Annotated in this window: 14 protein-coding genes; all 14 read right to left on the bottom strand. The window is 52.4% G+C overall.

Features of this window, described 5'->3' with window-relative positions; all coding sequences use genetic code 11:
- Positions 1-24: 24 nt before the first annotated feature.
- Positions 25-723: an urease accessory protein UreF gene (locus ACT53G_RS09855; protein WP_476169294.1), complete on the bottom strand. Its 699-nt coding sequence runs from the start codon at positions 721-723 to the stop codon at positions 25-27.
- Complete coding sequence (gene ureE, locus ACT53G_RS09850) at positions 720-1,220, bottom strand: urease accessory protein UreE (protein ID WP_476169293.1); 501 nt, start codon at positions 1,218-1,220, stop codon at positions 720-722. The genes ACT53G_RS09855 and ureE overlap by 4 nt, the downstream gene beginning before the upstream one ends.
- Before the next feature lie 43 nt (positions 1,221-1,263).
- Entirely contained in the window at positions 1,264-2,967 is a 1,704-nt protein-coding gene (ureC, locus tag ACT53G_RS09845) for an urease subunit alpha (RefSeq protein ID WP_476154045.1), read from the bottom strand.
- Positions 2,968-2,976: 9 nt separating this feature from the next.
- Positions 2,977-3,285: an urease subunit beta gene (locus tag ACT53G_RS09840; protein WP_275356077.1), complete on the bottom strand. Its 309-nt coding sequence runs from the start codon at positions 3,283-3,285 to the stop codon at positions 2,977-2,979.
- Positions 3,286-3,503: 218 nt separating this feature from the next.
- Complete coding sequence (gene ureA, locus ACT53G_RS09835; protein WP_018985924.1) at positions 3,504-3,806, bottom strand: urease subunit gamma; 303 nt, start codon at positions 3,804-3,806, stop codon at positions 3,504-3,506.
- Positions 3,807-3,842: 36 nt separating this feature from the next.
- Positions 3,843-4,709 (bottom strand): urease accessory protein UreD, encoded by an 867-nt coding sequence (locus ACT53G_RS09830; protein WP_476169292.1) that lies wholly within the window; start codon positions 4,707-4,709, stop codon positions 3,843-3,845.
- Between the two features lie 132 nt (positions 4,710-4,841).
- On the bottom strand, positions 4,842-5,531 hold the full coding sequence (gene urtE / locus ACT53G_RS09825; protein ID WP_194748366.1) for an urea ABC transporter ATP-binding subunit UrtE: 690 nt from the start codon (positions 5,529-5,531) through the stop codon (positions 4,842-4,844).
- Positions 5,532-5,559: 28 nt separating this feature from the next.
- Positions 5,560-6,303: an urea ABC transporter ATP-binding protein UrtD gene (gene urtD / locus ACT53G_RS09820; RefSeq protein ID WP_194748367.1), complete on the bottom strand. Its 744-nt coding sequence runs from the start codon at positions 6,301-6,303 to the stop codon at positions 5,560-5,562.
- Positions 6,300-7,589, bottom strand: a complete 1,290-nt coding sequence (gene urtC / locus ACT53G_RS09815) for an urea ABC transporter permease subunit UrtC (RefSeq protein WP_194748368.1) — start codon at positions 7,587-7,589, stop codon at positions 6,300-6,302. The genes urtD and urtC overlap by 4 nt, the downstream gene beginning before the upstream one ends.
- A 112-nt stretch (positions 7,590-7,701) precedes the next feature.
- Positions 7,702-8,619 carry an urea ABC transporter permease subunit UrtB gene (gene urtB, locus ACT53G_RS09810; RefSeq protein WP_194748369.1) on the bottom strand — a complete coding sequence of 306 codons (918 nt, stop codon included), beginning with the start codon at positions 8,617-8,619 and terminating at the stop codon, positions 7,702-7,704.
- 130 nt (positions 8,620-8,749) lie between these two features.
- Positions 8,750-9,988: an urea ABC transporter substrate-binding protein gene (urtA, locus tag ACT53G_RS09805; protein ID WP_194748370.1), complete on the bottom strand. Its 1,239-nt coding sequence runs from the start codon at positions 9,986-9,988 to the stop codon at positions 8,750-8,752.
- A 61-nt stretch (positions 9,989-10,049) separates the two neighbouring features.
- Complete coding sequence (locus ACT53G_RS09800; protein WP_275356083.1) at positions 10,050-10,388, bottom strand: FmdB family zinc ribbon protein; 339 nt, start codon at positions 10,386-10,388, stop codon at positions 10,050-10,052.
- Positions 10,389-10,440: 52 nt separating this feature from the next.
- Positions 10,441-11,664, bottom strand: coding sequence for a formamidase (fmdA, locus tag ACT53G_RS09795; RefSeq protein WP_194748372.1), 1,224 nt, complete (start codon positions 11,662-11,664; stop codon positions 10,441-10,443).
- Positions 11,665-11,705: 41 nt separating this feature from the next.
- The gene (locus tag ACT53G_RS09790; RefSeq protein ID WP_194748373.1) at positions 11,706-12,890 is read right to left on the bottom strand and encodes a porin; all 1,185 of its coding nucleotides are present in this window, start codon (positions 12,888-12,890) and stop codon (positions 11,706-11,708) included.
- Between the last annotated feature and the right edge of the window lie 38 nt (positions 12,891-12,928).

Below are 12,928 nucleotides of genomic sequence, written 5' to 3'. Positions count from 1 at the left end.
GTTAAACGCTCTTCAACAAACAGGTTATGACCTGAACAAACGGCTGTACTGGGTCTCGTGCAAACAGCCCGCGATACTCAGTAATGGATTAAAGTTACTCATCTCTTCATCTTGCAGGGCCATGGCGCTGGCGACCACTTGCGGCAGCTGTTCGCCCAGCGCCAGTAAAATGGTCTGCCCGGCCACTTGGCCCAGCGGCACGGTTTTCATGGCGGCGCTGGCCTGATTTTCACACCAGCCCCAGGCGTAGCCATGCAGCATGTGCTCTGGCGCAATCTGCCATTGTTGGGCGATAGCGGCATACATGGTGGGGAACGCCGGGCTCGTCAGGGTGTTGAGTTTTGCCACCAATGCGGGCGGGATATCTTTGAGTTCTGTCAGCAGGCGACGCAGTGAATAGCCCATTTGCCGGGTTTCAGCATAGCCTTCGGCGGTATCGCGGCCCGCCTGGTAAAAATCATCCCACGCCTGCACTTGCGCCAGGTCATCGGCTTGCCAGGCTTGATACAAGCGGTAGAGCACGGGCAACTCGAAACGCGCCTGATACACCTGCAAGCTATCGCCTATCCAGGCTTGTGCGCTCGGCACATCCTTGACCTGGCCGGATTCAATCGCCCACTCCAGCCCCTGCGAGTAACAATAGGCCCCCACAGGGAGCAACGGGCTGGCCAGTTGCAGCAAGCGGCTTAAGGCCAGACTCGCGTTTAACGGGCTGACACTCATTCGCTGCCCTGCCCGCTTTTCACGCGTGGGCGCAACGCTTGCAAACTATCCTCATCATGCCCATGCCGGTGACCGCCGCCATAGGCTCCGGCCTCCGGCTCAAACGGCGCCTGGACTTCACTCACTTGCATGCCTAAGCCAAGCAGCATGTCTCGCAACACGTAATCTTGCTCCAGCCGTAGCCAGCCATCGCCAATTTGCAGTGGCACATGGCGGTTGCCCAGATGATAGGCGGCGCGCATCAAGTCGCGCGGCGTCGGTGCAATGACGTTATACACCGGCTCCTGCGCCGCCACGATCTGCACCACCACACTGCCGTCTTCAGACTGGATCAAATCGCCCCCGCGCAGAATCAGGCCGCGCGATAAAAACAGCGCCGCTTCACGGCCTGAAGCCAGGTTCACGCGCAAACGGCTTTTCTGGCGCTGGTCAAACGGCAGCTCCAGCGTGTCGTCAATATGGCCACTGAGGGCGATGCGTTCGGTTAAATGAATCATTTTTTAATTTCAATCACAATCAATTTGCCCGCACAGCCATTGATTAAAACAAGAAGTACCGCTGCGCCATTGGCAGCACCTCTGCCGGTTCACACACCAGCGGCATCCCGTCCGCTAGCACTTCATAGGTTTCCGGGTCCACGTCTATCTTGGGCATCCAGGTGTTATGCACCATGTCCGACTTTTTGACGTCGCGCGTGCCTTTGACCGCTACCAATGGCTTTTGCAAACCAAGGGCTTTAATTTCAGGATTTTCGAGCGCGGCTTGCGAGACAAAGGTCAGGGCGGTTTTGAGGCCGCCGCCATAGGCACCAAACATAGGGCGGTAATGCACGGGCTGAGGCGTCGGGATAGAGGCGTTAGGATCGCCCATCGCAGCCGCGGCAATCATGCCCCCCTTGATAATGGTAAATGGCTTCACGCCAAAGAAGGCGGGTTTCCACACCACCAAATCCGCCAGCTTACCAACTTCAACCGAACCTACCACATGTGAAATACCATGTGTCAGCGCCGGGTTGATGGTGTATTTGGCGATATAGCGTTTGACGCGGAAGTTGTCGTTGCCCGCCGCATCCTCAGCCAATGGCCCGCGCTGGATTTTCATTTTGTGCGCGGTCTGCCAGGTGCGGATAATGACCTCACCGACACGGCCCATGGCCTGTGAGTCTGAGGACATCATGGAAAACGCGCCCAGGTCATGAAAAATATCTTCGGCGGCGATGGTCTCACGACGGATACGGCTTTCGGCAAAGGCAATATCCTCGGCAATCGCCGGGTCCAGATGGTGACATACCATGAGCATATCCAGATGCTCATCTATGGTGTTGACCGTAAATGGCCGCGTCGGGTTGGTAGAGGATGGCAGCACATTGGGCTGGCTGGCCGCCTTGATAATATCTGGCGCATGGCCACCGCCCGCGCCTTCGGTATGGAAGGTATGGATGGTACGGCCCTTGAACGCGCCTATGGTGGTCTCAACAAAGCCGGACTCATTCAGGGTATCGGAGTGGATCGCAACCTGGATATCCATTTCATCCGCCACACTGAGGCAGTTATCAATCGCGGCGGGCGTGGTGCCCCAGTCTTCATGCAACTTGAGGCCAATGACCCCGGCACGCACTTGCTCGCGCAAAGGCTCAGGCAAGCTGGCGTTGCCTTTACCCAAAAAGCCCAGGTTCATGGGGAAAGCATCAGCTGACTGCAACATACGGTGAATGTGCCAGGGGCCGGGCGTACAGGTAGTCGCAAAGGTGCCGGTTGCAGGCCCGGTGCCGCCGCCTATCATGGTGGTGACGCCAGACATCAGGGCTTCTTCAATTTGTTGCGGGCAAATAAAGTGGATATGGGTATCAATGCCGCCGGCCGTGATGATCATGCCTTCGCCGGCAATCACCTCGGTGCCCGCGCCTATGGCAATGGTCACGCCGGGTTGGATATCCGGGTTACCGGCTTTGCCGATGGCAGAAATATAACCGCCCTTGATTCCGATGTCGGCCTTGACGATGCCCCAGTGGTCGATAATCAGCGCGTTGGTGATGACGGTATCCGCCACTTCGGCGGCCAGCCCCTGGCCTTGGCCCATGCCGTCACGGATGACTTTTCCGCCACCAAACTTGACCTCTTCACCATAAATGGTGAAATCCTGTTCGACTTCTACCCACAGCTCGGTGTCGGCCAGCCTGACCTTGTCCCCCACGGTGGGGCCAAACATTTCCGCGTATGCGCGTTTATCCATTTTCACTGTCATTGCTACTCCCTACTTTAAGGCGCCCATTACGCGGCCAGCAAAGCCATACACTTTGCGCGCACCCGCCAGTTTGACCAATTGCACGGTACGGGTCTGTCCCGGCTCAAACCGCACCGCAGTGCCCGCCGCAATATTCAGGCGATAGCCATAGGCCAGCGCCCGGTCAAACGACAAGGCATCGTTGGTCTCATAAAAATGGTAATGCGACCCGACCTGTATTGGCCGGTCGCCGGTATTGGCCACATCCAGCGTGACCGTTTCACGCCCAACATTTAATTCGATGTCGCCTGCTGCGACCTGCATTTCTCCGGGAATCATATGCTTTCCTCGTTTTTAATATGCATTCTTAATACCTTTTTTTACCGCCGATACACGCAGATAAACGCCGATATTTTGTGCATCCGGTTTCGACAGGGTGTTTACACAAACCCACCACTCCAAAACCAGTGCTGGCCCAAAACCAGTGCTGGCCAAAGATGATATTGATTTTATCGGCGTGCATCGGCGTTTATCGGCGGTTTAATTTTTTGTATCTATTAGGGAATCGGATGATGCACCGTCACCAGCTTGGTACCGTCTGGGAAGGTGGCTTCGATTTGTATATCCGGGATCATTTCCGGCACGCCTTCCATCACCTCATCGCGGTTCAATAGCGTGGTGCCATAGCTCATCAGCTCGGCCACGGTTTTACCGTCACGCGCACCTTCCATAATGGCGGCGGAAATAAATGCCACCGCCTCAGGATAATTCAGTTTCAAGCCACGCGCCTTGCGCCGTTCAGCCAGCAAGGCCGCGGTAAATATCAATAACTTGTCTTTTTCTCTGGGAGTTAATTCCATAGGATTGTTCTCTGACTATATTTTTGTGCACGCAGCTTATGTATTCCAAATCCGCGGTCTGACTGCGTCTTTTTGATAATACCATGGCCGCAGTAACTTCCAGCACTGCTCAAAATACTGCCTGGCCTGCTGTGAAGCCTGGCCAACATAACGGATACATAACACCTCTGGCAAAGCGGTCACGCCAGTGTTGGCATCAGGCAAAGTAATCTCGCGACAAGCTTGCAGCACCTCTGCAGGCACGGCCCCGGCACACACCAGAAAAGTACCGAACACCACCGACCCAGCCAGGCCAACAGGACTGCTTTTTAAGCGGTCGTTGGCGTGCATGCAGGCACGTTCATTCCAGATCAAGCGGCCATCGCGACGGATGCGCTGATTGAGCTGATAGGCGCCGGTCTGCCAGACCTCCTGCTGCGCCTGACGGCCCAAACAGACGATGTCCCACGTCGCAAGGGTGGCATCGCCCGCCAGCTCAATCTCGGCATTAAAACCAACTTCAGCGGCATCAAACAGGATATTTTCTTGCGGCAGCCACTCGAGGCCACTGCCGGACGCCAGCTGAAAATGCAACGTTTGTGTAGCGATCGTGCCGTTGGCCTTATACCACTTGCCAGCGCCGGGGGTGGTCAGCAAGGCGTTTGCGCCCTCCCCCACGTGCACTTGCAAATGCAGCGCATCGCCCCCTGCGACCCCGCCAGGCGGATGCACAATGACTGCATGACAGACAGCTTCGCCTTCAGGATGCAGGCTTTTTTGCACCACCAACGGGCCTTTATGTAAGCGGTGTACCAGGTAAGAACGTGCTTCACGCTTGGCAAAGCCAAGCTCTAATCGGGCTTGCCAGTGTTTTGTTGCGATCGTTTGCGCTAGCGATGGTGGCGTATGCTTTAAATCATCCATAACGGCATCATGCCACAGACAAATCAGGAATATTACTTTTTAATGCTTGCCACAGAGGACACAGTGCGTACAGAGGAACTGCAAATTCGTTTTGCTCTGTGGACGCCGTGTCCTCTGTGGCTAAAAAAGCACTTATACAGACAAATAACTTTTTACCTTAGCTGCATCCACGTTGTCGCGCGTATCCTCATGGATAAAACGGCCTTTATCAATGACGATAATGCGGTCTGCCACTTCCATGGTGAAGCTCAACACCTGCTCGGAGACGATGATGGTGATTTCACGCATTTTGCGGATTTCGTTGAGGACCTTGGCGATGTCCTTGATGATGGACGGTTGAATCCCTTCGGTCGGCTCATCCAGCAGTAATACTTTTGGATTGGTCACCAGCGCACGGGCAATCGCCAATTGCTGTTGCTGACCCCCAGACAGGTTACCGCCCTTGCGTTTACGCATTTCATGCAACACCGGGAACAGCGCAAAAATATCATCCGGGATCTCGCCTGAAGCTGACTTCTCGAGACCAGTTTCAATGTTTTCCTGCACGGTCATGTTCGGAAAAATCCAGCGGCCTTGTGGCACATAGGCCAGCCCCTTCATGACGCGTTCATGGGTGGCTGAGCCTTGCAGATCGACCCCATCGACGGTGGCTTTACTGGCTTTGCTTGGCAAAATGCCCATCAGCGATTTGAACAGCGTGGTTTTACCCATGCCGTTGCGGCCCATGATGGCCAGTGTTTCGTTTTTGTTGGCTTTGAAATTCAGGCCATGAATGACCTGACTTTGGCCATAACTCACCTGCAAATTTTCAATTTCAAACATGCTGTGCTCCTTGAATGGCCTAATCCAATTAATGTCCTAAATAAACTTCAATGACTTTTTCGTCTGCCTGGACTTTCTCCATCGGCCCCTCGGCGAGGATTTTGCCCTGATGCAGTACTGTCACCTTGTGCGCAATTTTCTTCACAAACTCCATATCGTGCTCGATCACAATCACCGAGCGGTTCTGGCAGATGCGGTTGAGCAAATCGGCGGTCTGGTCGCGCTCCTTGGCGCTCATGCCTGCCACAGGTTCATCCAGCATCAACAGCTCAGGCTCTTGCATGAGCAACATGCCGATTTCCAGCCATTGTTTCTGGCCGTGACTGAGCAAGGCAGACTCCATCTCAAGAAACTCGGTCAACATGATGTCTGCCGCCACTTTGCGTACACGGTCTTCCACCTCTTGTGTCCGTTTGAAGGTCAGGCTGCCAAACACGCCGCGGCCTTTGGGGTAAGACACTTCCAGGTTTTGGTAAACCGTGAGGTTTTCATAAATGGACGGGTTCTGAAACTTGCGGCCGACGCCGGAACGTACAATTTCGTGCTCGGACAGCTTGGTTAACTCAGTGTTTTTAAACTTGATTGAACCGGCTGTCGATTTGGTTTTACCGCAAATCAGGTCGAGCACCGTGGTCTTGCCGGCGCCGTTAGGGCCCACCAGCACACGCAACTCGTTTTTGTCGATATACATGGTGAGGCTATCCACCGCTTTAAAGCCATCGAAGGAGACGGTCAGGTCTTCTACTGCCAAGACGAAGTCGGTATTACTCATGCTTCTGCTCCTCTCATTTTGTTGCTTTCGATCGCGGACGGCTGATCAGTGCTGGCCGCCGCTTTCTTACGTGATGTTTTCTTGACGCCCGCTTCGGTAGAGGTTACGGCGCCCGTGGTTGAAGATTCGGTAAGTACTGCTTGTGCTTCTACCTCAGAAGTACTTACCTCAGGCTTTTTTGCGTCAGCCTTGTCTTTGAACCAGCCATATTTGGTCGCCAGGTTGTCCCAGATACCAGCCAGGCCATTCGGGAAGAACATCACCACAGAGATAAACAGGCCACCCATGAGGAACAACCACAACTCTGGATAGGTTTCTGAAAACACGGTTTTACCGTAGTTAACCAGCAAGGTGCCATATACGGCGCCAATCAGCGAGGCACGCCCACCCACGGCACAGAAAATCACCATTTCAATCGAAGGCACAATGCCGACAAAGGACGGTGACATAAAGCCCACTTGCAAGGTAAACATTGCACCACCAACGGCAGACATCATCGCCGCCAGGCAGAAGATAAAGATTTTAAAGTTGGAAACGTCGTAACCAGAGAAACGCACCCGCTCTTCTTTGTCGCGCATGGCTAGCAACAACATACCGAACTTGCTGCTCATGATGTATTTGGACAGGAAGATCGCCCCGAACAGCAACAAACCATTCACGTAGTACAGGATATATTTCGCAGAATCGGTGCGAATATCCCAGCCCAACATGGTACGCAGGTCTGTCATGCCGTTCACACCACCGGTATAGCCTTGCTGACCAACAATCAGGATACTCAGGATCAGGGCAATCGCTTGCGTGATGATGGAGAAATACACCCCACCCACACGACGCTTGAACATGGCATAACCGATGATGTAGGCAAAGATGGCTGGCACGGTGAGTACGGCAATCAGCGTGAAGGGTAGGCTTTTGAACGGCTCCCAGAACCATGGCAAGGCCGTGAGCTGGTTCCAGTCCATAAAGTCAGGGATACCTGGCGTAGACTGGATTTTAGTGGTTTCTGGATCGGACGCTTCCAGCTTGAGGAACATCGCCATCGCATACCCCCCCAGACCGAAGAAGATGCCCTGGCCCAGACTCAAAATACCGCCATGCCCCCATAACATCACCAGGCCGACGGCGACAAAGGCGTAGGTCAGGTATTTACCAATCAGGTTGAGGCGGAAAATATCTACCCCCAGTGGCAACACGACGAAGATCAGGGCGGCCAGCGCAGCCAGGCCGATCACGCCTTCCTTACCACCCAGCACAGGACTGGCTTTCATTTTTTCCCATAATGTCATCAAAAATCTCCTCTATTGATGCGTTGATTCTAGTGCGACAGATACAAAGTACTAATACGTCTATTTACTTATGGCAACGCGTGAGAAGCATGCTCACACGTTGCCGTATCTGTTATTTACGCAGTTTGGAGGCAAACAAACCTTCAGGTTTCATCATCAAGATCGTGACGATGGCGAGCAGCGTGGACACTTTGCCCATGGAGCTGGTCATAAAGAACTGCAGGATAGATTGCGCCTGGGCAATGCCGAAGGCTGAGGCAATCGTCCCCACAATGCTGGCTGCACCGCCAAACACCACCACCATAAAGCTGTCTACGATGTAGAGCGTACCCGTGGTTGGGCCGGTAGAAGCAATCGTGGTAAACGCAGCGCCCGCGATCCCGGCAATGCCGCAACCCAAGGCAAAAGTAACACGGTCGACTTTTGCAGTGTTAATGCCCACTGCACCCGCCATGGTACGGTTCTGCACGGTGGCACGCACACGTAGGCCCCAGCGTGATTTATACATAAACATATAGACACCGAGGGTCACCAGCGCAGCCAGGGCCATCACAAAAACACCGTTGATCGGGATATCAATGTCTGGCGTCGGCTTGAAAGAGCCCAACATCCACTCAGGTAACTCGGCACTCACTTCTTTGGCGCCAAAGGTGGAGCGGAATATCTGCTGCATGACCAGGCTTAGCCCCCAGGTCGCCAGCAAGGTATCCAGTGGCCGCTTGTACAGGTGACGGATCATGCCGTATTCAACGACATAGCCGACCGCGAATGCCAGCCCGAACGCAATGAGGATGGCAAACAAAAAATAGTAATTGGTGAAGCCGTAAGTGGCAGCCACCTTGGATAGCATGACTGTGGTATAGGCACCAATGGTCATAAACTCACCATGCGCCATGTTAATCACACCCATCTGCCCGAAAATAATCGCGAGACCCAGTGCCATGAGTAGCAACACTGTAAACATGCTCAGGCCGGAAAAGCCTTGCATCACCACAATATTGCCTATATCTGCCATCGAATAACCAAACATATCGGTCTCCTTAAAATGCAACTTCTCAAAATTGCTGACTGCTTGAAATTGTTTACAACTTGAATGCTGTTTGCGCCAAACGGTAGCCGGAGTAACCGGCTACCGCTTAAGCATTTACGACAGGACTAGCTTATTGATAGCCTTTTGGAAATGGATCAGGTTTGATGTAATCAGAGGTGTATACCACTTTGGCCTGGCCATCTTTACCCCACTGACCAATACGCAGTTTGGTGGTCAGGTGGTGGTTGGCTTCCACAGTAACAGGACCTTCTGGTGCATCTTTGAAAGTGTAGCCTGGCAATGCTGCTTGCACTTTGTCTACATCGAAGCTACCTGCACGCTCAACGGCTGCCTTGTACAACCATGGACCCAGGTAAGCAGCTTGTGTCACGTCGCCGATCACAGACTTCTCACCCCAGCGTTTTTTGAACGCCTCTACAAATTTCTTGTTAGCCTCATTGTCTTGAGACTGGAAGTATTTCATCGCAGAGTAGAAACCAGCCAGGTTTTCACCACCAATACCCAACACTTCGTCTTCGGTCACGGAGATGGTCAACATGGTTTGTTTGCTGGAGTTCAAACCGGCAGCGTTCAATTGTTTGAACCATGCCACGTTACTACCGCCCACCACCGCTGCGTAGATCACGTCAGGTTTCTTCAGTTTGATTTTGTTGATCACAGAACCGAACTGGGTGTCACCCAAGGCGATGTATTCTTCACCCACCACAGTGCCATGCAAGTGTTGCTCGATGTGTTTACGGGCAATCTTCATGGAAGTACGTGGCCAGATGTAGTCAGAACCAATCAGGTAGAAAGTTTTCGCTTTTTTCTCTTTAGCGATCCAGTCCAATCCTGCCAGAATTTGTTGTGTCGCTTCTTGACCGGTGTAGAACACGTTTTTGGATTGCTCCAGACCTTCGTAGAAGGTTGGGTAGAACAACAAGCCATTGTCTTTTTCAAACACTGGCAAAGCCGCCTTACGTGAAGCAGAAGTCCAGCAGCCCATCACAGCAGCCACTTTGTCTTTTTCCAGCAGTTTCTTCGCTTTTTCTGCGAAAGTTGGCCAGTCAGACGCACCGTCTTCCTGGATAATTTCAATCTTGCGGCCCAGAATACCGCCCATGGCGTTGATCTGTTCGATCGCCAGCTTTTCAGCCTGGATAGAACCGGTTTCACTAATCGCCATCGTGCCGGTGGCAGAGTGCAGAATACCTACTTTTACTGTGGAGTCAGTCACTGCCAAGCCAGTCGTATTCACTTTTGCAGTCGGATAATCCGCTGCAAATGCATGACCGCTGATAAGGCCTGCGGCCATCATGGCACCGACCAATGCGCCCTTCATAAAACCGCGTCTGTTTGAGGTACTCATTACTTCTTCTCCTTTATGGATAAATCAATAAAATCAATAATTAAGGGATTGATGTCGCTGATTAATGCCCGACCATCCACGGCCGTGCCGTTTTCTTGGTCTGCATTTGCAAGCCCGGTTTACCTGTATCCTGGTTGACCGGAGGCTTGGTTTTACACGTGTGTGATCCGGTACAGCCACAGCTGGAACGTCTGGCTGTACGCGGCTCGTTGGCAGATTTTTCGTTACGTTCATGCGCAGACCGTTGCATTTTGTCCATGATGGCCAGTTTGGGCACAGATAAAATCCGTGGACTCTCTGCCCCGCAACAATCGCAGTAGGCAGGCAAACTCGACTCACTCATTTTGCGTAGCGCAGTAAACACGCCACAACTGTCACATTCATATTCGTAAAGAGGCATCTTGGTTTCCTATCAAGTCTGATCAAATAAACTGCACGCGATCAACACTCATTTATGTGCAAGTAGACACATCTATGCCTGGCGGCACCATGATCTTCGGTCCATCCGCGTTAGGTCGGATATCAAACTCAAAAATCTCGGTCGGGACCCACAAGGTGGCGCAAGCGTTAGGGATATCGACGATGCCGCTGATATGCCCCTCTACCGGCGCAGTCCCCAGTATGGATACCGCTTGTTCGCCGCTGTAACCAAATTTTTTCAGGTACTCAATCGCGTTGAGGCAAGCCTGGCGGTAGGCAATATGCACATCCAGGTAATGTTGCTTGCCGGCCTCGTCAACCGAAATGCCTTCAAAAATCATGTAATCACGGTAAGTCGGTGTGATCGGGCTGGGCTGGAACACAGGGTTTTTAATCCCGTATTTCTTCACACCATCCTTGATCAGGCCAACCTTGATATCGAGGTAACCGGCCATTTCAATCGCACCGCAGAAAGTGATTTCACCGTCGCCTTGTGAGAAGTGCAGGTCACCCATGGAGAGACCGCCATCCTTCACATAGACCGGGAAGTACACCCTTGAGCCTTTGGTCAGGTTCTTGATATCGCAGTTACCGCCGTGATCACGTGGTGGCACGGTACGCGCGCCTTCAGCCGCTGCTTTTTTGGCAGCGTCGCCACTCAAACGGCCCATGACGGCAGATTGTGAAGTCGGAGGGCAAGCCAGTGGCGGGACACGATCCGGATCCGTTGCAATCAGGTCGCCTTCACGCTTGTTCCAGGTTTCGAGCAGTTCTTTGGATGGCAGGCAACCAATCAGACCCGGGTGCATAATGCCGGCATAACGCACCTTAGGCACATGACGGGAAGTGGTATACACGCCGTGGAAATCCCAGATGGTTTTGCTCGCTTCAGGGAAGTGGTCGGTCAGAAAGCCCCCACCATTTTCCTTGGCAAACAAACCGTTAAAGCCCCATTGATACTCATCAAAAGTACCCACATCCAGAATATCCACCACCATCAAGTCACCCGGCTCAGCACCTTCCACGCCAATCGGGCCACTCAGGTAGTGCACCTGTGTCAGATCAACGTCACGCACATCATTGGCGCTATCGTTATTACCGATCTGACCACCGGTCCAGTCCATACACTCAACACGGAACTCATCCCCTGGCTTGACCATGGCAATCATCGGCAGGTCGGGGTGCCAGCGGTTATGAATCTGGCCGTCCTGCTCCCATGGTTTTTTATCCAAATCCAACTTCACTATTGTTTTCATTACGCTCATCTCCTTTGTGGAAAAGGGTTATAAGGTGTTGATTAGAACTGCATCTGCAGGGCGACTCGGACGAAATCTTTATTAGAAGCCGTCGCGGTATCTTCTTTGCCGTAGGTGGCTGTCAAAGTCGCGTTGTAAGGTGCAATCACGTAATTGGTGCCCACTTCAAAGCGTTTGCTTGCGCCACCGCCGGTGGTATTGGTAAAAGCTGTCGTTGTCGAGTTGTAGCTTGTCACACCATCGGCGTTAAATTTCTGGTAACGAATGATAGGCATGAATTTGCCCCAGCCTACTTGTTCCTGGAACAGGTAGCCTAAGCCAGCGGAGTATGCATGACCTTGCTCACCTTTAAACACACCATCGGTGCCGTAGTAGTAGTAAGCAGCTTCAGCAGAAAAGGTACCAGGACCCACATCTTTTTTCTCTAACAGGAAGTCCACGCTGTAAGCTTTGTAATCACCCACCACATTGGTAGGGCTGACAACACCATCTTTTTTGTAACGTCCAGCAACCCCGATGGCAAGAATGTCTTTAGCACCAAAGTAGTTGCCTGTACCGTAGTAGCCTGGTTCTGCATCCCAGAAATCGTATTGCACACGACCGGCATACATCAGGTTATCTTTATGTGTTGAAGATTGTGACTGCGCGCCAACCCCACTAAAACGGAAAATCTGGTTACCTTCAAAGGCACCGAATGAAACATTAAGATGATCCTCAAGAAAGCTGGTAACCATAGCCACACCGTCATCACGACCAATCACACCACCGTTCCAGCCATAACGTGAAGCAATGTTGGCCCAGTAGCCACCACCCATGGAGTAGTAAGGACCTGCCATGTTGGCACGGTCACTCGGAGACAGGAAACGACCTGCCCAGATGGCCACTTCAGGGGTTAACTGAAATTGCACGTTGGCATCAATCACTTCAACATTAGAGCCTGCAGAGCCGCCACCTGATTTTTCAGTGTTCAGCATGCCTTTGATATACTTGTTAAAAGAACCAGAGATATAAATACGAGCACTATCCAGAGCGAAGTCGTTTGAACGATCGCTGCCTTGATTCACAGCGTCCTCTTTTGAGTTATAGCTGCTGATAAAGCCAAACCCAAGGCCAATATATTTATCTTCGCCAAAGTTGATTGTTGCACCCGCATTTGCCAGTTGTGCACCCAGGCCACAAGCCATTGCTACCGCAGTATGCAAGGCACATTTTTTCAAGTTCATCATCTAAGTTCCCTTTCTCGTTAAATTCAAATCACAGTTGA

It is taken from the genome of Methylophilus sp. DMC18 (genome assembly GCF_056314005.1).
This window is presented reverse-complemented; position numbering and strand designations above follow the sequence as displayed.